The sequence below is a fragment of the Bombella sp. ESL0378 genome (genome assembly GCF_009725845.1).
Classification (GTDB): Bacteria; Pseudomonadota; Alphaproteobacteria; order Acetobacterales; family Acetobacteraceae; genus Bombella; species Bombella pollinis.
Map to the genome: position 1 here is coordinate 176,929 of NZ_WNIF01000006.1, position 21,923 is coordinate 198,851.

The following is a 21,923-nucleotide window of genomic DNA, read 5'->3' on the forward strand; positions in this document are numbered from 1 at the left end:
TGCATGGTGCTGCAACATTTAAGGGGACAGCACCATGCCATCCCATGCGGGCCTTACATCCTCTGGCAATAAGCGGCAGAGGGACTCATAATCCATATCCGGCCCCATATGGGTCAGGACTGTATGACGGGGGCGGAGTTGTTCACGCCACTCCAACACGCGCCCTACCCACCCATGAGAGGGATGAGCCTTCCGTTGAAAGCACCCTACCACCCACATGGATAGATTCTGCAAAACCGTGAGGGATTCAGGGGGGAAGCTCTCAACATCAGTGCAATAAGCAAAATCCCCTACCCTAAGGCCGAGGCTCCTCGTCCAACCATGCTTCTGCGGGAAGATATGGCCTGTTAAAGGGCCAAGACTAAAGGGGCCATAATCTGGGACCTCTTGTACGTCAAAAGCCGGGCAATAGAAATTACCGCCCTCCCACGGGCGAAAAGCGTAAGAGAAACGCTGCCGCAATTCACTCAATACCACCTGGCTCGCTAACAGTTGGATGGGACGGCCAATCACACGATTCACCGCCCGTAATTCATCTAGCCCTGCGATATGATCACTATGTGCATGGGTGTAAAAGACTGCATCAATATGTGTCAGCCCATTATGAAGCATTTGCTGGCGGAGGTCTGGCCCGCTATCGACTAACAGACGAAACCCCTCATACTCTATCACAATAGAAGAGCGCAGCCGATAATTCCGCTGATTAGCAGGGTCACACACGCCCCATATCCCCGTAGCAGCTCCTTCAGCACCCCCAATCATCGGGACACCGGCCGAGCCACCACAACCGAGGATTGTCACCTTCATGCAGCACTCTTTGTAAAAAGACGCTGCGTATTAGCCCGCGTCACTGCCGCAAGCTGCTCCATCGTCATCCCACGCTCCTCAGCTAAACGCTGCGCCGTATGCATAACATAACCCGGCGTATTGGGCTTGCCACGCTTAGGCACAGGGGCCAAGAAGGGGCTATCAGTCTCCACCAAAAGCCGATCTTCAGGGGCATGACGCGCAACCTCGCGGATTTCCTCGCATTTTTTAAAGGTCAAAAGACCAGAGAAGCTAAGATACCCCCCCAACGCCAAAGCCGCCTCAGCAAGCTTCGCCCCAGAGGCAAAACAATGGATTAAGAAAGGGAACGCCCCTTTCTCATGCTCATCCCGCAAGATAGCAATCGTATCGTCATCAGCTTGACGCGTATGAATCACCAACGGCAAACCCGTTACCCGCGCGGCCTCGATATGACGGCGAAAAGAGGCTTGTTGCGCAGGCTTCACCGCCTCTGTCCCGTGGAAATAATCCAACCCAGATTCCCCAATCGCCACAACTTGCGGGGCCTCAAGAGCTGTGAGCATCTCATCAAGACTAGGGAGGGCCTCCTCATGGGCATGGTCGGGATGTGTCCCCAACGCACACCACACACGCAGCTCCGGGCTATCATGCGCGGTTAAAGCCAGTTGGCGCGCCCGCTCTGACCAGCGCGTGCCAATCGTAATCATCCCCGCTAACCCATGATGCCGCGCAAACTCCAAAGCGGCTGGCACGTCCTCTAGCCGGTCCAAATGGCAATGAGTATCAATCAGCCCCTTCATGCGCCTTTTTCATCCTCCACAAAGCGCGGGAATAGCCCTTGCGGTTTTGGCAACACCCGCCCGCCGGGGAGGGGTGTTTCCAACGCTTTAAAACAACGCTCAGCCTCCTCAACACCTAGCTGGTCGAGCATCTTCGCCATCGTATCAGGCATATAAGGTTGGAGCAAAGTCGCCACTGTGCGGATAACATCGACCAACACGCGCAATACATCAGCCATGCGGGCGGGGTTTTCCTTCTTCAACACCCAAGGGGCTTGCCTATCAATATACGCATTCGCCTCACGGATGAGTTTCCAAATCTCCTCCAACGCATCACTAATGGCCAAACGCCCGATATAATCACGCGTCATAGAGGGCAGAAGGCTGGCTTGTGCTAAAATATGCTCATCATCTTCCTGCAATGCGCCACGCTCTGGCAACACACCATCAAGATTACGCGCAATCTGGCTGAGTGTTCTTTGAGCAAGATTGCCGAGGTCATTGGCTAATTCGACATTCATCCGCGTAATGAGCGACCGGCGGCTAAAGTTAGAATCCCCTCCAAAGGGGACTTCCCGCATTAAAAAGAAGCGCAGCTGGTCTAGCCCGAACTCATCAGCAAGGGCTTTGGGGTCCAACACATTACCAAGCGATTTGCTCATTTTCTCGCCTTCAACGGTCCACCATCCATGAGCAAAAACACGTTTAGGCAAGGGCAAACCTGCGGCCATGAGGAAGGCAGGCCAATAAATGCAATGGAAGCGGATAATCTCCTTACCCACCACATGCACATCCGCTGGCCAATGCACATGCCGCGGGTCCTTCATATCAGGATAGCCCACGGCGGTGAGGTAATTCGCCAAAGCATCGAACCACACATACATGACATGGTCCGCATCGCCGGGTACCTCAATGCCCCATTTAAAGCTCGTCCGGCTGATGGAGAGGTCCCGCAGACCCTGCTTTACAAAGCTAATCACTTCTCGCTTTGGCCCATGAGGGCCGATAAAGTCGGGATTCTCCTCATATAACGCCAATAATTTGTCTTGGAAGTCAGACAGGCGGAAGAAGTAAGAGGGCTCCCGCACCCATTCTAGCGGAGCCCCAGAGGGAGCCGTCCGGCTGCCATCGGGATGTTTGGTAATCTCATCCTCGCCCACGAACATCTCATCGCGTGTGGAGTACCACCCCTCATAAGCATCCAAATAGATATGGCCATTTTCCGCCACTTTTTCCCATAATGCTTGGGCGGCCTTTTTATGGCGCGGCTCTGTCGTGCGGATGAACTCATCAGTCTGCACCGCCATATCACGCTGCATCTGACGGAAGCTTTGGGAGATACGATCGGCAAACTCTTGCGGCGGAACAGACTGCGCTTTTGCGCTTTGCTCCACTTTTTGACCATGCTCATCCGTCCCGCTGACAAACAACACCTCTTGGCCATCTAACCGATGGAAACGTGCAATGACATCACACGCAATAGAGGTATAGGCATGGCCAATATGTGGCGCGCCATTCACATAAAAAATGGGGGTCGTGATGGTAAAACGCCGCGTCATAAGCCGTCCTATCTCGCTTCAAGTCTTTATACTGCCACCTGTTATTGCCAGCCTTTAGGGGGCTAGAGCAAGGGCTTCTCGGAGTGCTTCTGCTTTATCAAGGTTAAAGCGTTCTGTCTGCTGGCGCAGTTGCGCTAGCTGACGAACACGCTCCGCCCGCTCTGCGGCTTGTAGGCTGTTGCCTTCCATCGCCGCATCCCGCGCTTGCGTGGCTAAAGCCTCACTAAACAAATCACAAAAAAGGGCAAAGCCCTCCCCTTCGCGCGCAATCTGCTTAACACGCTCCCACATCTCAGAATCCATAGCCGTGCCTGCTATCACCTGCTCAACCAAGCCCGCGCATAAGCCATCACGATCTTGTGCCAAAAAGAGCGCACGCCCCGGTGAGCCATGAGCGCGGCGTAGCAAATCAGCAGATATATCGGGAATCAAGGCCCGCATGGCCTGCTCATCCAAGCCAGAAAGCGTTAAAGGCCGACAACGGCTCCGCAGCGTAGGCAATAACGCGCCGGGAGCTGATGTTGTCAAAAATAACACAGCCTTAGGAGGAGGTTCTTCCAGAATCTTTAACAGCGCATTCGCCGCAAAGCGATTTAAGCTCTCCACCCCATCTACAATCACAACGCGCCACCCGCCCTCTGTAGCGGTATGATGAAGAAACGTCTGTACCGGCTGGACCTCTGCAACCGTAATCTCGCCCTTCAACCGCCCTTTGCGCGGGTCAATCTTACGAGCAATCTCCAACAAATCCCCATGTGTACCAGCGGAGATGCGCCGCCCGGCAGGGCTATTTAGGTCACTTCCCCCCAATAATTTACGCGCAAGATGAAAGGCCAAAGTCGCCTTCCCCACCCCCGCTGGGCCAGAAATCAACCACGCATGATGCAAACGCCCAGACTGCCACGACTCCTCAAACCGTTGTACAGCCGCTTCATGCCCCCATAAACGCGCGGCCTGTCGCGGTTCTGGCAGGCTCACGATGCTCCCCTCTTTTGGGCGAGATATTGGGTCACAACCTCATATAAACGGGCTTGTACCTCTGCCTCTGAAGGCTCTGCATCCACCCGAACAATGCGCTCCAAATCGCACTCAGCCATGGCCTGAAAGCCTTCACGCACGCGCTCATGAAAAGCCGCTTGCTGGCCCTCGTAACGGTCCAGCTTGCCCCCACGTTGTGCGATACGTTTATGAGCGACCTCACAAGGGAGGTCCAACCATAAGGTCAGGTCTGGCTCCCCACCAACAAGCTGACGCAACGCATTGATGAAGGCTAAAACCTCCGGCTTCTTCTGGCCTATCCCATAACCTTGATACGCCCATGTGGAATCGTGGTACCGATCACACACCACAATCTGCCCCTCAGCTAAGGCGGGGTGAATCACTTTGGCGAGATGGTCCGCTCTAGCTGCCATATGCGCCATAATCTCGGCCTGCCAGCAAAACTCCGCCTCGCCAAAAAGGAGAAGATTCCGCAAGGCTTCCGCCGCAGGGGTACCACCGGGCTCGCGCGTTTGATAAACGCGCCATCCATCCGCCCGCAAACGCTCACTCAAAAGGTGGGATTGGGTAGTTTTACCCCCGCCTTCTCCACCTTCTAGCGTGATGAAGATACCGGGATGCTTACTCCGGCGCATGGCCAAATCGTGCCATAAGCCGCCCCACAATGCCCAACTCCTCCACAGAATCCACCGTATAAAGCGGTGAATATACACGCGGCTGACCGGGCAACCCAGCCGATACATGGCCGGACTTCTGCCCTACAACAACGGGTGCAGCAATCGGAGATGGATAATCCACGCTAATTTGCACCCTCGAGGACCAGCCGATAGGGATTGTCAAACTAACATCCTCTGCCACGGCAAGGGCCACGCTGCGATGCTCTCCCATCCAAACAGCCGCTTTAGGCTCGACCACCTGCCCACGACTTAGGAACTTAACTGTCTCAAAGCTAGAAAACGCCCAGCTCATCAATCGTTCCCCTTCATGAGCGCGCTCATTGGTAGAAGAAGTCCCGTTAATGACGACAATAATGCGATTCCCATTATGCTCCGAGCTTGCACAGAGGCCAAAGCCACCCGCATCCGTATGGCCTGTTTTTAAACCATCGGCTAACCCTTTATCGACAAGAACATTTCTGTTGCCTTGGCGAATATGATTAAAGGTAAACTCCTTCTCCCCAAAGAAGTGATAATAACGCGGGAAGTCAGAGATGAGATGTTGGGCCAGTGCTGCCACATCCCGCGCGCACATATAATGGTCATCCGCAGGCAGGCCGGTCACATTCATAAAATGAGAATTATGCAAGCCGATACGATGGGAGGCTTCATTCATCAAGGTGACAAATCGTTCCTCAGAGCCAGCAATCCCCTCCGCTAAGACCACGCAGGCATCGTTACCCGACTGGATGAGCATGCCGCGGATTAAGTCCTCCACGCTGACAGAACTCCCCAGCGGCACGAACATACGCGAGCCTTCCATCCGCCACGCCTTATGGCTAACGGGGAACATCTGCTCCAGCCGAATACGACCAGAGGCGAGAAAGGCAAAAACAACATAAGCCGTCATCATTTTTGTTAAGGATGATGGCGGCATGCGCTCCTCCGCATTGCGACTGAGCAATACGGTGTTGGTCGTACTATCAAGAATATAAGCCCAACGCGCAGAGGTTGGCATCGGCCCCATAGGGGTTGTGGCATCCCCTGTAGCCGAATCCGAAACACTCGCCGAATGCGCGGCAATGGCTTGTTTTACAGCCAGATTCCCTTGCTCTGACCGCGCGGCCCCTTTAGCGTGCCCCAGCCGTGATAATGCCAGTAAGGAACAGGCCGAAAAACCTGCTACTCCCCCCATAAGAGAACGTCTTGTCTGCACGTCAATCCCCGCGCTATAGGCCCTGCCACAATGGCGAAGCCCTCTTTTTAGAAACCATCATGCCATACCCGATAAAACATCTTAGCGGGTAATGTAATCACCTAAAATCCCAACCGCTAATGCGTAATAATCGGACGGATTATAAGCTCGTATCGCTCGGAAATTACGATAAACAAGGAAGGCTTGTCCACCAGGCCCATCAGGTTGAAGCAAACTCCCCTCAGCTTGCGGGGCTAAAAAACGCGATGACTGCACAGGCCGGACACCTAACGCCGCCCATGTCCCCACCGGATGAACGGCAGCGTGACGCGATTTTGTTGCAGCAATTTGTTGGAACTGCCCATGAACTCCCAAGGGAACCGTTACTTCCTCCCCCCATGGCTCCCCACGCTGCCAACCAGACCGGCCTAAATAATGCGCAATAGAGGCAAAAACATCGGCCTCAGAGGTCCAAATATCGCATTTGCCATCACCATCACCATCGGCACCATAACGCAGATAAGCACTCGGCATGAATTGCGGTTGCCCCATCGCCCCTGCATAACTCCCCATCATCCGCGCGGGAGCTATCGCCCTTTGACCAAGAATATGCAGGGCCTTTAATAATTCACTCCGAAAAAAGGCGGCCCGGCGTCCATCATAAGCGAGTGTGGCAAGGGCGTCGATCACATTAAACCGCCCTTGCGTAGCCCCAAAGCCGGACTCCAAACCCCATATGCCCATAACGCTCGATTCATCACTGCCAAACCGCGCCCCTAATGGGCTGAGTGTGCCTTTAACACGCTGATAAACCTGTCGCCCTTGCTCTATGCGCGATGAGGTAATGACACGCTGACGATACTGCGCCCATGTCATTGTAAACTCAGGTTGATGACGGTCTAAGCGTAAAACCTCCTGATTCGGCTGTGCCGTCAACGCTAACGCTGCCTTCAACACATCAGAGGGGACATCTTCTGCAAGGGCCTGTTGGCGAACTCCCTGCAAAAAGGCCTGATACGAATCCCCACGCGCCCATGCATTCCGTGCGCCCCAGAGCGGCACGCTAGAGGCTACCGTACTGGCCATCATAGTTGCTAAAAGCTTACGTCTACCTAGCATATTAACCATCCCACACTATCCCTTCCTCTATAAAAACCTTATCCCACATCATGCGTTGTAGGAATTGAAGAACAATCTATTTCGTGCCACAACGCGCTCTCTTCATAGTTAAGGCCGTTTCTTTGTGATTCGTCTCAATGCTCTTATGGCGTCCCAGCCTCTTTGGTTGAAGGCGTTCTCAATCATCCTTGGTACGTTCATCCTAGAGGATGTTGCAACCGTCTTAGCGGCCACTGCTGCTAAAAATGGCAATATTTCCAGCATAGCCGCTTTATTAAGCCTTTATGTAGGAGTTGTTGTTGGGGATGTTGGATTATACGGCCTTGGCCTTGCTGGGAGCCATTGGCAATTTCTTAGACGTTTTCTCACATTGCCGAGTGAGGAACAGGCCCGCAAATGGTTCTCCCGCAACATCATTGCAGTTGTCGCTATTGCGCGTTTTGTCCCCGGTGTGCGCTTGCCACTTTACACGGCTTGCGGGTTTTTCCGTGCTCCTTTCTGTGCGTTTGCCCTTACAGCCATTGCCGCAACATTAGTATGGACGAGCTTACTCTTTCTTCTCTCCCTACATATTAGCGGGTGGCTTCTCGCCCATAAAACCGGCTGGCGTTGGGCGGGTATTGTAGGATTCGTACTCTGTATTTTCATGATGGGCCGCTTCATCGGTCATCTTCAGCGTAGAAGTCACAAATCATGACCCTTCAGTCCGACCATAATGGTTCCTCCCTCTCTCTATTTGAGTTTTGGCCTGACAAAATCTTCTATACCCCCATTGCACTTTATTGGTTCTTTATGGGGTTACGCTACGGGGATTTAACCATCCCTACCGCGGCTAACCCTCGTATTGAAACAGGCGGGCTGTGTGGGGAGAGTAAAAGCTCCATCTTCGATCTCGCTGGCCCTATCGCCCAAGAAGTCATCGCCCCTTATCGTGTTATCCAAAATGACGCTCAGGCCTTCGAAAAAGTACTCGCTGCTTTGGATTCATTAGAGATTACCTACCCCTTCGTATTGAAGCCTGATATTGGCTGCAACGGAACAGGCGTAAAGCTCATCACCTCTCAAGACATGCTCCAAAATGTCCTGCCCCTGTTCCCTACCGGGGTGGCGTTGATGGTGCAAAAGCTTGTCCCCTATCCATCGGAAGTTGGCGTTTTTTACATTCGGCATCCTCGTGATGAAAAAGGCCATATTACCTCCCTCACCTACAAGGAGTCTCCCATCCTTACTGGTGATGGACATTCAACATTAAAAGACCTTATCCTCAACGACCCACGCATGGGGCAGATTCCTCAATTATATCTTCCTCGTATTAAGGGGCGGGAAAATGAGGTTCTGCCTGTTGGAGAGACGCTTTCACTCCTCTTTGCGGGGAATCATTGCAAAGGGTCCATCTTCCGTAACGGTAAGCAAGACATCACCCCTGCGCTAGAGGAACGAATCTGCGCCATTGTGCAGGATATACCTGATTTCCACTTTGGACGAATTGATCTTAAAGTCCTCTCCCCTGAATCCCTGCGTGAGGGGAAGGACTTCCAGATTATCGAAATTAATGGTGTCGGGTCAGAAGCTATCCATATTTGGGACCGCAGAACGACTCTAGCCGAGGCCTACCTCACCCAGTTCTACCATTATCGGCAGGCCTTCCTCATTGGGGCTGAAAAACGCAAACAAGGGTGGAAAAGCTCAGGCATCCTCGGCACGCTGCGTTCTTGGTTAAAGCAACGCCGCCTCCTCGCCTCTTATCCAACAAACGACTAAGCCACGCGCTTTTTTAAAGCTGCCCCGCACCGAAGATATAATTGCTAATCTGCTGCTCCAAAGAGAGCAGCGGATGCGCGTCCATAATTACAGCCCCAGCAGGTAAAGTCTGGGTCGCCTTACCGGGCATTATCTGCAAGGCATTATCCCCACCCACAGTGGGTGCCCCGATACCAACAGCCGTATCGGACGGTAATTTTAAACGATCCTCCACCACAAAGGACACATCCACAACGGCTGTCTCTGGGTTCAGGGTAATCGCCTTCACCCGGCCAACCGTCACCCCGGCAAGGTCTACATCCGCACCATTGGCTAGACCATTTGCGGAGCTAAAAACAGCATGATAGCCCACCATATGCCGCCCCGGCCCCTTTAGCAGCCCCAGCCCATAGGCCAAGAACGTGCAGGCCGCTATAAGAACACAGCTACTGGCGATAAATGCCCCACCACGCCCTTTAATCATTGCCTGCATAGACACCTCGAAATCTCATCGACCTTCTGTTACCATTATGGCGAAATGAAGGGCTTGATAACATATTACACATTCACGTTATCATGTCCTTTTACACCCTACCAGCGTTGACGCGTATTTTCCCCGCTTCTCCGTAATGAAGCACGACATCATGGTCCTTTTATGACATTATTTCAGGCTGTTATCCTCTCCCTCCTCCAAGGTATTACAGAGCCCTTCCCTGTCAGTAGCTTGGGTCATGCTGTTCTCCTTCCTGCTTTGTTGCATTGGCCATTGGATGAGCATAGCCCACTCTTTCTGCCCTTCTTAACCATGTTACATGTTGGCACACTGGTTGCTCTCGCTCATGTCTTTTGGGCCGATTGGTGGATGATTCTTTCTGGGCTTTTTACGCCGCGTCAAACCCCACAAAAACGCTCTCAAGCACTACATTTATGCCGTTTGCTCGTAGTGGCAACGCTACCAGCGGTGTTCATCGGGGGGATATTTGAGCATTATCTCCGCCATATATTTGCCAGCCCCCTTATGGTAGCGGGTTTTCTTACCCTCAATGGCCTTTTGCTCATCACGACAGAAGCTATGCGCCGCCGTGCTTTACGCCAGACACACTTTAGTAAAAACGATTCACCTAAGCTTGATTCCCTAACCCTAAAAGATGCTCTTTCGATAGGTTTTTGGCAGTGTCTTGCCCTGCTCCCCGGCCTCTCACGCTCTGGCGCAACCATCAATGGTGGTTTAATGCGCGGGCTAGACCATCTTACAGCCACACGTTTCTCCCTCCTCATGGCTCAACCGATTATCCTTGCCGCTACGGCTAAAGAAGCGTGGCAGCTCCGCCATGCTCACCTCTCCACCCCTATCATTGAACAATCCCTCTTAGGGGCCTTCATTGCCGGAATCACGGCGTTTATTTGCTCGCGCTTATTATTGCGCTTCTTTAAGGAGGAGAGCCAACATACCTTAACGGGCTTTGGTCTTTACTGCCTCATTGCCGGTATTGGCAGCGGATTATGGCTCTATATCGCCCCCTAAAAGCAGAAAAAAGACATCTCATAATTTACAAATGCGCTCTAAAAGGCCATGAAAGAAATATTCCGGTATCATACCGTTTTCGGAGCGTTATGGATGAATAAAGCCCGCCGCAAAACTCTTGCCCAAATCCAAGCCACAGGCAAGCAACACAACCTCAAGCGCAGCCTTGGGGCAACGCAGCTCCTCCTCTTAGGGGTTGGTACGGCTATCGGGGCGGGGGTTTATGTCATCACCGGGACAGCCGCGGCGGAATATGCTGGCCCTTCTGTCTTACTCTCCTTTCTCATCGCTGCAGCGGCCTGCCTTTTTGCTGCACTTTGTTACGGAGAGTTAGCCTCTACCTTCCCCGTATCTGGCTCAGCTTATTCTTACGCTTATCTCTCCATGGGGGAGAGGATGGCATGGGTTATCGGCTGGCTCCTCTTGTTGGAATATGGCGTTGCTGGCACGGCTGTTGCCGCTGGTTTTTCGGGGTATCTTACCTCGTTGTTGGAAAACTTTAACATCCATCTCCCCGCCATTATTACCCAAACGACCTTTCAATCTATTCCTCATTCCACCAGTGGGCTTTTATCATTTCACCATAGCATCAACCTACCGGGGCTGCTTGTGATGCTCTTTATCAGCCTCATTCTCATACGCGGGATTGAAGCTGTCGCACGGTTTAATACGACTTTTGTGTGCATCAAAATCGCTGTTCTTGCCCTCTTTGTGGCGATTGGTGTGTTTTATATAAGCCCTGCCAACTGGCATCCCTTTATTCCCCCCTCACAAGGGAACTTCCATTTCGGCATTGCGGGGATTTTTCGGGCAGCGTCTATCATCTTCTTTGCTTATGGCGGATTTGAGACCGTCTCCACCGCTGCGGCAGAAGCCCGCAACCCAACGCGTGATGTCCCTATCGGCATCATTGGTAGCCTTGTAATTTGCACCATCGTTTATGTAACCGTTGCCGCTGTCCTTTTAGGGGTAGCCCCTTACCATCTTCTTGATAGAGCTGACCCTTTAGCGGTTGCCACAATGCTCATCCATAAGCCATGGCTTGCTTTGCTCATCAATGCAGGGGCAACCATCGGCCTTTTCTCGGTCCTAATTGGGCTGCTTTATGCAATCTCCCGCATGGTCCATGCCATTAGTCATGATGGTTTATTGCCACGCGTCTTCAGCATTATTCATCCCCAGTTTAAGACCCCATGGCTCGCCACAATTCTGCTCGGCCTCCTCATGGGAGTGATGAGTGCAACCATGCCTATCGCCCTCCTAGGAGACCTCCTTTGCATTGGGACGACCCTAGCCTTTGCCATGGTCTGCTTTACCGTTATCTGGCAACGTAATCAGGACCCCAAGGCGCATCGTCCCTTCCAAGTGCCACTGGGGGCTATCTATATTCGTGGTATTTGGTTGGGCATTACCCCTTTATTAGGGATTTTCTTCTGCCTTTGTATGCTCATACCCCTTGGGCTGAACATTATACGCTCCACACTCAACGGAAATCTCATCCCATTGCTCTTTTTCATCATCTATGCCGCTCTCGGGGTATGCACTTATCTCTTTTATGGGCGACATAACTCGACTATGAACCAGAAATCTCCCCATCACCCTCATAATCATCACTCCTAACGCCATTACTGGATAGCCTCTCACTCTTATGCCTAAACACTCTCGTCACTCCGCTAAGAAACGTCGTGATCCACGGCGGAAAACGATGGATCAAATCACGGCGGAAAATGATTCCATGACGCTTAAACGCAGCCTAACGGCCACCCAATTACTGCTAATGGGAGTGGGGACGACCGTTGGGGCAGGTGTTTATGTCATGACGGGTACTGCCGCGGCAGAATATGCAGGTCCGGCCGTCCTGCTCTCCTTCCTTATTGCCGCAGCATCCTGCTTATTTACGGCCTTTTGTTATGGGGAACTTGCTTCAACCTTTCCCGTAGCAGGCTCCTCCTACTCTTATGCTTATATCGCTATGGGAGAGCGCACGGCATGGAACATTAGCTGGCTCATGCTGTTGGAATATGGCATCTCTTGCACGGCAGTGGCGGCTGGGCTTTCGGGCTATCTAAACTCCCTATTAGGCATCTTCCACATCCATCTCCCGCAATGGTTAACCCATACCAGCCTACAGCCTGTCCCCGGCTCTGAAGGGACTGCCCTAACAGCGGGATGGCGGCTCGATCTTATTGGGTTTCTCTCCGTAATTTTGGTGACGGCCTTATTAGCCCGTGGGGTGGAGGAATCGGCACGCTTTAACTCCCTCATCGTAGCGTTAAAGATTGGCGTGTTATTTCTCTTTCTCATTATCGGCGTGGGCTATATTACCCCTGCCAACTGGGTCCCTTTTATCCCGCCTGCTCAAGCGAATTTCCATTTTGGCGTGGCAGGGATTTTCCGTGCCGCCTCAATTATCTTCTTTGCCTATGGCGGGTTTGAGGCCGTCTCCACCGCCTCCTCCGAAGCCCGCAATCCAACGCGAGATATTCCTATCGGGATTATCGGCAGCTTGCTTATCTGCACCGTTATCTATGTCGCTGTAGCAGCTGTTCTATTAGGGATTGTCCCTTACGCTAAGCTTGATGTTGCAGACCCCCTCGCCGTAGCCACGCAAATTATGGGCAAGCCATGGCTTGCGCTTTTAGTCAATGGTGGGGCAACCATTGGCCTTGCCTCTGTGCTGCTGGGTTTAATGTATGGGCAATCGCGTATCCTGCTAACCACTGGGCGCGATGGATTAATCCCCTCCGTCTTTAGCGAAATACATCCCCGTTATCGTACCCCTGCGCGTGGAACCTTCATTATGGGCGGGATTATTGCCCTTATGACGGCGACCCTCCCTATTGATATTATCAGCGACCTCGTTTCCCTCGGTACGGCCCTTGCCTTTGCCATGGTCTGCTTTACCGTCATTTGGCAACGTAATTACGCACCTGAAACTAAACGCCCTTTCCGCGTGCCTTTAGGGGGAATCCGCATTCGCGGTTTTTGGATTGGTGTTACACCCCTTCTCGGAATTATCTTCTGCCTTGTGATGATTCTACCGCTGCTCTTTAATATGGTGCATGCCCTATTGGGAGGAAACCCCGTGCCTGTCCTTCTCTTGGTCGGCTATTTCCTCATCGGGGTACTAACATATCGTTTTTATGGATTTCACAACTCCCTCATGGCCCCATCGCGCCCTCACGAGCAAGGGACATCATCTCACCCGGAGTGAGCCCCACTCTCCGGCCCCCTATAGCTGCCCGGCGGGGGGCAGTGTATAGGGGGTGAGAGCAATGTATCGGGGTCTGTTATGTCCAGCTTCGCCCCTGTCTCGGGCGAGACAAATGCCACACGCCGCCGCGGCAGGGCTTGAGGGAAATGCTCCCGAATATGGGCAATAGCCTTCTCCCGAATATCGCAGCGTAAATCCCAGCTCTGCATCGCATTGCGCGCACTCGCAATGATACGCACTGACATAGCTTGGTCTGTACAGTCAGACACTTGGGCATCAAACACCTTGCCATCCCATAAAGGGCAGCCCCGTACGATTTCCCGCAACACATCGCGGATTTCATCCATTGGGGCATCATAATCCAACCAAAGAAACACAACCCCCGTAATCGCTGCGGAATTATGAGTCCAATTCTCAAAACGATTTTCAAGAAAATAAGAGATAGGCACAATATGACGCCGCCAATCCCAGACGCGCAGCACCACATAGGTGGCTGTTATCTCCTCCACCCAGCACCAATCCCCATTAATCACCACCAAATCTTCCATACGGATAGGCTGGGTAATGGCAATTTGTACCCCAGCGATAAGATTCGTCAGTAAGCCACGGGCTGATAAACCGACAATCAAAGACGCTGCACCAGCAGAGGCAAAAAGAGACACCCCATATTGCTTCACCGAAGGAAAGAGCATTAACGCTGAAGCAACCGTGATAAGGCCAATTAGGATCTCCCCCAGCCGCCGCAATACTTTAATTTGCGTCTGATGGGCACGCGCCATGATGTCATCTGCATAATCTAGCCGCTCCAGACGGTTAAGATACGCCTCTGACATTAAGCGAAATGTAGTGATGAGGGAGAAACCAAATACCAAAATCAACACAAAGAATAGGAAAAGGCGAAGGTCTTGCTCTTGATCGTAAGAAAAGCCTGTCGCTGCGGGTAAGGCGGCGAGGAGCGCAAATACCGTCACCATCACCTGCATAGGCCGCCGCAATGCACTCACCGTATTGCGAATCATCGCCCCGCTACGCGTACCCGGAATACGCAAAATGAGCGCACTAGCCCCATAACCTAAATAAAAGGCCGCCAACCCCACAATCAGCAACATAAGGATAGATACGATGGCCGGTGGTAACCAAGACAACGCATTGCTGAAAGTGAACAAGACATCTGTAAAATGCTGAGACAAAAAGGCCGCCCCCATTCTCTTATGGCTAATATGGCTGAACGTTCACGAGGGAGAAAAATAACAGCCACATCTCTGAAAGAACATAGAAAAGAATAAAAAACGCAAACTCTATTCCCCTAGAGTGTTGACTCACCCAGCCGCTTGCCATAAAAGCACACCCATCGTGAGCGCGGGCTTACGAAGACATGATGGCGGCGTAGCTCAGTGGTAGAGCAGGGGAATCATAATCCCTTGGTCGGCGGTTCAAATCCGTCCGCCGCTACCATCTTCTTCCTATAAAATGATGTGGCGTTCTTCGATATGCGTGCTTTAGCGCAAGCGCGTTATATTGCTTGGCGTTTTGCACCACTTCTCTTTATAAAAAAAGCAGATTGACCTAAGGCCAATCTGCTTCCTCCATCTCCCCCTTACGAGAGATAATCAATCTTCATCATCCTGAGGCTCAGCGTCCTCCTCATGACGTTCAGCACGTCTCCGCCGTTCTGTGGGGCGGCGTTCACTGCTGCTCGCTACAGGGGCAGAATCATCTTCATCCTGCTCTCTACGCTCCCGTGCATCGCGGCGTTCTTGCCGTGCTTGCTCATAATTGCGCTGCCGCTCGGCACGTTCTTGCTGAGCAGCTTGTGCGGCTTGATTCATCGCATTCAAAACGCGGAAATAATGCTCCGCGTGTTGGAAATAGGCCTCCGCCTGCACACGATCGCCTGTCCCAGTTGCATCGCGCCCTAGCTGAAGATATTTCTCAAAAAGCTGCTGAGCTGTGCCACGAATACGCAAATCCGGCCCGTGACTCTCAAACACATGGTTCCGGTTCAGAGGAATCTGACCATTATTGCCGCGGGACGTTCCCCCGCCCCCGCCTGCACGATGATGACGGTTCCTCATTCGCTTCATATTCTCAAACCCGCAATCTTTTCAAAATGGTGCATTAAAGTCGCCAATTTGTTGCTTCTTCTTATTACGCTTGGGAAGAAACACCAGAACAAAGAGGCAAGGGCTATCGCTGCCCGCATCACCTCTCTCTTTAACAAAGCGTAATCTATCAGGCCTTAGCGCATAAGCCAACCGCTTTCCTACGAAAAGGTAAGAACCAACGCACGTTCTATCCCGCCAAGGTCTTTCCGGCACGCTACACGCTTTAACCCCTCGGCCTCTGCTAATAGGGTTACGGCCTCGGCTTGGCCTATCCCTAGCTCTAAAATTGCACAGCCATCCTCTGCCAATAAATGCGGTAGGCTTTTGCATAAAGCACGATAGGCGATTAACCCATCATCTCCACCATCTAAAGCACGATGTGGCTCATACTGCCGGACCTCCGGCATGAGCTGTGCCATGGCCTCATGCTCAATATATGGCGGGTTAGAGAGCACCACATCAAAAGGCCCTTTCACTGCCTCTGCCCAGCAGCCTGCAATAAAAGCGGCTCGCTCTGCTAAGTGATTCCGCCGCGCATTATGCTGGGCTAACTGCGCAGCTTGGGGCGCAATATCCACCCCCAATCCCCACGCTTGCGGATACTCACTAAGAGCAGCCAGGAGCAAGCAACCCGTCCCTGTCCCTATATCCAGAATCGAGCGTACAGACTCACGCTCTGGCTTATGCGCCAATAACGCCTCAATTAGGCTCTCACTATCCCCGCGTGGGATGAGTGTCTCTGGTGAGACGGAGACATCCAACGTCCAAAAGCCCTGCTCCCCCGTGATGAAGGCCATAGGCTCCCGCGCACATCGCCGCTCCAGCGCGGTGGAAAAACGATCCACAGGTGCTGCCTCAATCTCCGTAAGGTGCATAAGCTCCAGCGGCGTACATTCACACGCCCAGCAAAGTAATAAACGTGCCTCAGAGCTAGCATCTTCAATCCCTGCGAGAGAAAGCCTCTCCACGGCGTGCCGTAAAAGGTCTATTTTACGCATAACATCATCTCCGACGGCTCACCTGTCTTTTTTGGGAGGATAACATGACCATACGCCCGTACCTTCGCTCCGTACTCTTATCCTCTTTAGGCGGTTTCATCCTCACCGCCTCGGCATGGAGTGCCACAACACCCCCCATGCCCGATGGCCCAACGGGAGGGAGTTTTACCGTCCATGATGGCCGCGCCTCGGATGAATTATCCGAGGAATCACGCCTTTATGTAAATGGACAGCTTGCAGCGACCTTCCATCTCGACCTCGCCCATGCTGATGATTCCGCTATTATTCCACTACCTTTAGGCCGGACGGACCTGCCTTACAGCCTGTGCGGTACAATCACCATTATGCGTGATGGCCATGCTGTAACGCGCTCAGTAAGTGGGGAAGGTATCCTCCATAACCCTGATGGGCATTATTACGAAGCCATCGGCACAGAAGAGTTTAAAGATTTCTTCTTGATGGATGAGGATGACCCTACCGCCGCTGAGCATCGCAATGGCCCTTCTTCCCGCTGTATTACCTCCAACAGCTAATCGCGACCATTAAGGCTGGCCGATTTCCTCTGCCAAGAGGGCCATCTGCTCATGATGGGTGAGCGCATTGACAATCTCACCAAACTCCCCGCCCATCACCTGAGCAATCTTATAAAGAGTCAGATTAATGCGGTGGTCCGTCACGCGCCCTTGGGGGAAATTATAGGTCCGAATCCGCTCTGACCGATCCCCCGTCCCCACTTGGGACTTACGATCTGCCGCGCGGTTCTCATGGGCTTTTTGGCGTTCTGCCTCATAAAGACGAGCGCGCAAAATCTGCATTGCCTTGGCCTTATTGCGGTGCTGGCTCTTTTCCTCCTGCATCGCTACGACAACACCCGTGGGTAAATGTGTGATACGGACAGCACTTTCAGTCTTATTCACATGCTGTCCCCCTGCACCGGAGGCACGATACACATCAATCCGTAAATCTTCCTCATTTACCTCCACATCCACTTCTTCCGCCTCTGGCAGAACAGCGACTGTAACAGTGGAGGTATGTATCCGGCCTTGGCTCTCTGTCGCAGGGACACGTTGAACCCGATGCACACCAGATTCATACTTAAACCGTGCAAACACGCCGCGCCCTGTGATGGTCGCCATCCCCTCCTTCATGCCAGAAAGTTCACTCTCTGTGAGGGACATGACCTCAAAACGCCAGCCGTTATTTTCAGCAAAACGGCGATAAGCCTCAAATAATTCTGCAGCGAAAAGAGCCGCCTCATCCCCACCAGCCGCGGGTCGAACCTCTAAAATCGCGCTACGCTCATCAGCATCATCGCGAGGGAGCAGTGCAAGCTGCATCGCCTGCTCCAAAGCGGGCATTTCCGCCTCGACCTCTTCTAGCTCTTGCTGAGCAAGCTCTTTCATCTCCGGATCTTGCAAAAGGCTTTGCGCCTCTTTGAGACGTTTCTGCCCCTCTTGCCATGCCCGAATCGCCGCAACAGGCTCCTCCATCGCCGCATAATCACGCGATAGACGGGAGAAAGCCTCTCCCTCCACCTCACCAGAGGCCATGAGAGCCTGCAATTCCTCAAAACGAGCAATAATCAGCTCTAGCTTATGCTCAATCGCCGTGCTCATGAGTTCCGAGCGCGCTCCAAAGCCTCAACAAGCTGCCCAATGGGGACTTCCTCTTGCTCCCGTGTGGCCAGATGACGCAACTGCACCACATCACGAGCGAGGTCATCATCACCGAGGAAAAGAACATGAGAGGCACCAGATTGCACAACGCGATCCATCCGCTTCTTCATATTCCCCCGCGTCTCTATCGCAAGGGAGAAACCATGGTCACGCAATGTGCGGGCAAGAGACGCTGCCTTAAGCAAGGCTGTATCTCCCATAGGGAGAATCGCAACATCGCTCACCTCCTCCGCAGGGGGGGCAATTAATGCCGCAAGACGCTCAATCCCCGCAGCCCAACCGATACACGGCACGGCAGGGCCGCCCATCTCCTCCACTAATCCTTCATAACGACCACCAGCCAACACCGTCCCTTGTGCGCCCAATTTATCCGTGACGAACTCAAAGACTGTATGGCTGTAATAATCCAACCCACGCACAATGCGGGGATTCTCCACAAACGCGACGCCAAAAGCCGCTAAGGCCGCCTTCAACTCCTGCCAGAAATGACGAGAATCCTCATTAAGGAAATCATCAAACGCAGGGGCATCCGCTAAGAGGGCTTTATCCTGCTCGGCCTTACTATCCAAAATGCGCAAAGGATTCAGCGCAAGCCGTGCCCGACTCTCTTCCGAGAGACGCTCTTCATGCTGGCGAAAATAAGCGACCAACGCCTCCCGCCATGCCATACGGCTCGCTTTATCGCCCAGCGTATTTAGCTCCAACGTGAGGTCATCACCCAAGCCAAGCGAGACCAGAAAATCCCGCGCCATGGCGATAATCTCTGCATCTCGAAAAGCACTCTCCGCCCCAATCAGCTCCGCCCCAATTTGATGAAACTGGCGAAAACGGCCTTTTTGTGGACGCTCATAACGGAACATCGGTCCCGTATAGAAAATCTTCTGCGGGAGGGCTTGCGTCAACGCATTGGAGACTAACGCCCGTGCAACCCCCGCTGTTCCTTCTGGACGTAAGGTGAGGCTCTCACCACCGCGATCCTCAAATGTGTACATCTCCTTAGAGACAACATCCGAGCTTTCCCCTAAGGAACGCGCAAAAACGGCCGTATCCTCAAAAATAGGCGTTGCCCATTGGCGAAAACCATAGCGGTGGAAGATTGTCTGCCCAGCGTCAATCACCCGCTGATGGCGGCGCATATCCTCGCCTAAAAGATCCTTTGTCCCGCGCGGGGGTTGCAAACGTGCCATTAATGTGCGGCCTTCTCAGCTGTACCGGCCTCTATAGCCTCCACGCGTGCTTCTACCAGCTGAACAATATGCTCAATCATATTGTCAGCGGGCATTGTATGATCCTGCTTACCCGCAGCATAGACCATATGGCGACCAGAGCCACCGCCTGTCACCCCAATGTCGGTCATCAAAGCTTCACCCGGACCATTAACCACACAGCCAATGATGGAGAGTGTCAACGGTGTTTTAATATGCTGCAACCGGTCCTCTAACGTCTGGACGGTTTCCACCACATTAAAGCCCTGCCGCGCACAAGAGGGGCATGAAATAATCTTCACCCCACGATGACGCAGACCAAGGGATTTGAGAATATCCCACCCAACCAGCACTTCTTCCTCTGGAGGGGCAGATAGTGAGACACGCATCGTATCACCCACGCCAGCCCAAAGGAGATTGCCAAGCCCTAGTGCGGATTTCACCGTCCCCGCACGTTTAGACCCGGCCTCTGTAATGCCAATATGAAGCGGATGGTCACAACAAGCAGCAAGCTGCTTATAGGCTTCCACCGCCATAAAGACATCCGAAGCCTTCACGCTGATTTTAAACTCATGAAAATCATGATCCTGAAGAATCTTCGCATGCTCTAACGCACTTTCGACAAGAGCTTCCGGCTTTGGCTCACCATATTTCTCCAATAGGTGACGCTCCAAAGAGCCAGCATTGACCCCAATACGAATGGAGCAGCCATGATCACGCGCTGCCTTTACAACCTCGCGCACACGCTCCGCACTGCCGATATTCCCCGGATTAATCCGCAAACAAGCGGCCCCGGCCTCAGCAGCCTCAATAGCCCGTTTATAGTGGAAATGGATATCCGCAACGATGGGGGTGTTGACCTCCTCCACAATGGTTTTTAAGGCCTCCGTACTCCCCACATCAGGACAAGATACACGCACAATATCCACGCCAGCTAATTCAGCTTTGCGTATTTGAGCAATTGTACCTTCAATATCTGTGGTGAGTGTGTTCGTCATAGTTTGCACCGAGACAGGTGCATCACCACCAACGGCAACATCACCAACATAGATCTTCCGTGATTTACGGCGTTCAATATGCTGATAAGGACGTAAACTGCTCATTAAAACCTCTCCGGGTTACTTCTCTTATAACCCATGATGAACCAACCTGCTCCCACATACAGAGCAAGCATAATAGTATGGCGGCGTTTATCAGTGCGCAGCCGCTGCAGGGGACGCTCCCGTTAATGGAGAGCCATAGCCATAATGACCCTGCGTGATGGCGGTAGCATCCACAGTTAGATTACGCACCACGCGCCCACGCTGCCCTAAAGGTGCGCTTACAACATTCCCTGTCTGAAAAACAACACCCCCCGCATTACCACAGGTGATGCGATAACTCGCCCCAGCCGTACCTTGCCATGTTTCACCCGGCTTCAGAACCTTCGCGAAAAGGACCTTCCCCGTTGAATCACTTACCTGCACCCAACTATCCTCACGCGCCACAATGCTTACAGCATCTTCCACGGGCTGAGCAGGCTGAGACGGCTGAACAACCGGCTTTTGTGCAGGTGTTGCCGCAACAGGTTGAGCCGCAGTTGAGGGGACATCCACCGGCTTTTGCTCCGCTGGCCCCTGCGTTGGAGACGTTGTTTGAACAGATGTAACAGGCCCATTAGCGATAGCCTGTCCTTCTTTATCAAAAGAGCTGCTTCCCTCCGTGGAGGATGGTAGAGCCTCCGGTGCTGGTGGTATGTCGGGCGTATCTTTGGCCGACTCATCTACCTTCTGCGCGCCTTCCTGCGGTGAGGTCGCTCCTACTGGGGGAGATACTGTAGCAAGCTGCTGAGGTTGTGTCTCTGAAGTGGATGTGACAGTCGCAACGGCCTTTTTCTCCACTGCTTGAGGGGCATTAGCCTCGCTTGTCATATGCGCAGGCAAAATGGACGAGCCTAACTCCCCATGGGAATAGAAATGATACCACCCCACATAACCACCGGCGATAACGATCAACCCAACGCCCAGTAGGAGCCACAAACCCGCAGAGCGTCCCTCTTGCGGGCCGGGAAGGTCTAGCTGCATTGTGTGTCGTTTTGGCACAAGGGAGGCAAGCTCTCGCTCGGCTTGCTCCATAACATTTGCAACATCAAGACCAAGGAAGTGAGCATAGCTTTTGATGAAACCAAACGCATAGACCTTATCGGGCAAATCCGCATAACGCTCGCTCTCAATCGCCTGAAGAGTCGCATGTCGCATTTTAAGATACGACTCAACCTGCTCTAAGCTCCAGCCTAGCTCTACGCGCCGCTTCCGCAAGCGGGCACCAAGCGTCACAGATGCCTGCCCGGCCATATCATGCCTTTTATTTGCTTCTGTCATGGTA

21 protein-coding genes and 1 tRNA gene are annotated in these 21,923 nt (G+C 52.8%); 7 read left to right on the top strand and 15 right to left on the bottom strand.

Going from position 1 to position 21,923, the window contains the following annotated elements; translation table 11 throughout:
* Positions 1–18: 18 nt before the first annotated feature.
* The 7 genes from GM556_RS04320 to GM556_RS04350 form a co-directional block, all read right to left on the bottom strand.
* Complete coding sequence (locus tag GM556_RS04320) at positions 19–807, bottom strand: MBL fold metallo-hydrolase (RefSeq protein WP_155573260.1); 789 nt, start codon at positions 805–807, stop codon at positions 19–21.
* Entirely contained in the window at positions 804–1,589 is a 786-nt protein-coding gene (locus GM556_RS04325) for a TatD family hydrolase (RefSeq protein WP_155579378.1), read from the bottom strand. Before GM556_RS04325 ends, GM556_RS04320 begins: the two co-directional genes overlap by 4 nt.
* Positions 1,586–3,127 carry a methionine--tRNA ligase gene (metG, locus tag GM556_RS04330; protein ID WP_155573262.1) on the bottom strand — a complete coding sequence of 514 codons (1,542 nt, stop codon included), beginning with the start codon at positions 3,125–3,127 and terminating at the stop codon, positions 1,586–1,588. Before metG ends, GM556_RS04325 begins: the two co-directional genes overlap by 4 nt.
* 54 nt (positions 3,128–3,181) lie before the next feature.
* Positions 3,182–4,099, bottom strand: a complete 918-nt coding sequence (locus GM556_RS04335) for an AAA family ATPase (protein ID WP_155579472.1) — start codon at positions 4,097–4,099, stop codon at positions 3,182–3,184.
* Positions 4,100–4,101: 2 nt separating this feature from the next.
* Complete coding sequence (gene tmk / locus GM556_RS04340; protein WP_155579379.1) at positions 4,102–4,761, bottom strand: dTMP kinase; 660 nt, start codon at positions 4,759–4,761, stop codon at positions 4,102–4,104.
* Positions 4,748–5,977, bottom strand: coding sequence for a D-alanyl-D-alanine carboxypeptidase family protein (locus GM556_RS04345; RefSeq protein ID WP_155579473.1), 1,230 nt, complete (start codon positions 5,975–5,977; stop codon positions 4,748–4,750). The genes tmk and GM556_RS04345 overlap by 14 nt, the downstream gene beginning before the upstream one ends.
* 102 nt (positions 5,978–6,079) lie before the next feature.
* Positions 6,080–7,096: a lytic transglycosylase domain-containing protein gene (locus GM556_RS04350; protein WP_155579380.1), complete on the bottom strand. Its 1,017-nt coding sequence runs from the start codon at positions 7,094–7,096 to the stop codon at positions 6,080–6,082.
* 124 nt (positions 7,097–7,220) lie between these two features.
* On the opposite strand from GM556_RS04350, the gene GM556_RS04355 reads away from it, so the two are divergent.
* Positions 7,221–7,793 (top strand): VTT domain-containing protein, encoded by a 573-nt coding sequence (locus tag GM556_RS04355; RefSeq protein WP_266137436.1) that lies wholly within the window; start codon positions 7,221–7,223, stop codon positions 7,791–7,793.
* Positions 7,790–8,857, top strand: coding sequence for an ATP-grasp domain-containing protein (locus GM556_RS04360; protein ID WP_155573265.1), 1,068 nt, complete (start codon positions 7,790–7,792; stop codon positions 8,855–8,857). The genes GM556_RS04355 and GM556_RS04360 overlap by 4 nt, the downstream gene beginning before the upstream one ends.
* Before the next feature lie 13 nt (positions 8,858–8,870).
* On the opposite strand, the gene GM556_RS04365 is transcribed toward GM556_RS04360, so the two are convergent.
* Positions 8,871–9,329, bottom strand: coding sequence for an MlaD family protein (locus GM556_RS04365; protein WP_155573266.1), 459 nt, complete (start codon positions 9,327–9,329; stop codon positions 8,871–8,873).
* A 162-nt stretch (positions 9,330–9,491) separates the two neighbouring features.
* On the opposite strand from GM556_RS04365, the gene GM556_RS04370 reads away from it, so the two are divergent.
* Genes GM556_RS04370 through GM556_RS04380 form a run of 3 tightly spaced genes read left to right on the top strand, consistent with a single transcriptional unit; the run spans position 9,492 to position 13,575 of the window.
* Complete coding sequence (locus GM556_RS04370) at positions 9,492–10,361, top strand: undecaprenyl-diphosphate phosphatase (RefSeq protein WP_155579381.1); 870 nt, start codon at positions 9,492–9,494, stop codon at positions 10,359–10,361.
* A gap of 48 nt (positions 10,362–10,409) precedes the next feature.
* The gene (locus GM556_RS04375) at positions 10,410–11,981 is read left to right on the top strand and encodes an APC family permease (RefSeq protein WP_230873284.1); all 1,572 of its coding nucleotides are present in this window, start codon (positions 10,410–10,412) and stop codon (positions 11,979–11,981) included.
* A gap of 28 nt (positions 11,982–12,009) precedes the next feature.
* The gene (locus GM556_RS04380) at positions 12,010–13,575 is read left to right on the top strand and encodes an amino acid permease (RefSeq protein ID WP_155573268.1); all 1,566 of its coding nucleotides are present in this window, start codon (positions 12,010–12,012) and stop codon (positions 13,573–13,575) included.
* Here GM556_RS04380 and GM556_RS04385 read toward each other — a convergent pair.
* Positions 13,563–14,765, bottom strand: coding sequence for a mechanosensitive ion channel family protein (locus tag GM556_RS04385; RefSeq protein WP_155573269.1), 1,203 nt, complete (start codon positions 14,763–14,765; stop codon positions 13,563–13,565). The genes GM556_RS04380 and GM556_RS04385 overlap by 13 nt on opposite strands.
* Positions 14,766–14,955: 190 nt before the next feature.
* On the opposite strand from GM556_RS04385, the gene GM556_RS04390 reads away from it, so the two are divergent.
* Positions 14,956–15,030 (top strand) — tRNA-Met (locus GM556_RS04390).
* Positions 15,031–15,185: 155 nt separating this feature from the next.
* Here the strand turns inward: GM556_RS04390 and GM556_RS04395 are convergent.
* Together GM556_RS04395 and prmC are read right to left on the bottom strand one after the other, a co-directional pair.
* On the bottom strand, positions 15,186–15,659 hold the full coding sequence (locus GM556_RS04395; RefSeq protein WP_099027112.1) for a DUF4167 domain-containing protein: 474 nt from the start codon (positions 15,657–15,659) through the stop codon (positions 15,186–15,188).
* Positions 15,660–15,838: 179 nt separating this feature from the next.
* Positions 15,839–16,678 carry a peptide chain release factor N(5)-glutamine methyltransferase gene (prmC, locus tag GM556_RS04400; RefSeq protein ID WP_155579382.1) on the bottom strand — a complete coding sequence of 280 codons (840 nt, stop codon included), beginning with the start codon at positions 16,676–16,678 and terminating at the stop codon, positions 15,839–15,841.
* Positions 16,679–16,722: 44 nt separating this feature from the next.
* Here prmC and GM556_RS04405 point away from each other — a divergent pair, with 44 nt between their 5' ends.
* Positions 16,723–17,211 carry a hypothetical protein gene (locus GM556_RS04405; RefSeq protein WP_155573271.1) on the top strand — a complete coding sequence of 163 codons (489 nt, stop codon included), beginning with the start codon at positions 16,723–16,725 and terminating at the stop codon, positions 17,209–17,211.
* Between the two features lie 9 nt (positions 17,212–17,220).
* On the opposite strand, the gene prfA is transcribed toward GM556_RS04405, so the two are convergent.
* The 4 genes from prfA to GM556_RS04425 form a co-directional block, all read right to left on the bottom strand.
* On the bottom strand, positions 17,221–18,294 hold the full coding sequence (prfA, locus tag GM556_RS04410) for a peptide chain release factor 1 (protein ID WP_155579383.1): 1,074 nt from the start codon (positions 18,292–18,294) through the stop codon (positions 17,221–17,223).
* Positions 18,291–19,541, bottom strand: a complete 1,251-nt coding sequence (hisS, locus tag GM556_RS04415; RefSeq protein WP_155573273.1) for a histidine--tRNA ligase — start codon at positions 19,539–19,541, stop codon at positions 18,291–18,293. Before hisS ends, prfA begins: the two co-directional genes overlap by 4 nt.
* On the bottom strand, positions 19,541–20,662 hold the full coding sequence (gene ispG / locus GM556_RS04420; protein ID WP_155579384.1) for a flavodoxin-dependent (E)-4-hydroxy-3-methylbut-2-enyl-diphosphate synthase: 1,122 nt from the start codon (positions 20,660–20,662) through the stop codon (positions 19,541–19,543). Before ispG ends, hisS begins: the two co-directional genes overlap by 1 nt.
* Positions 20,663–20,752: 90 nt before the next feature.
* Positions 20,753–21,919, bottom strand: a complete 1,167-nt coding sequence (locus tag GM556_RS04425) for a RodZ domain-containing protein (RefSeq protein ID WP_155579385.1) — start codon at positions 21,917–21,919, stop codon at positions 20,753–20,755.
* Between the last annotated feature and the right edge of the window lie 4 nt (positions 21,920–21,923).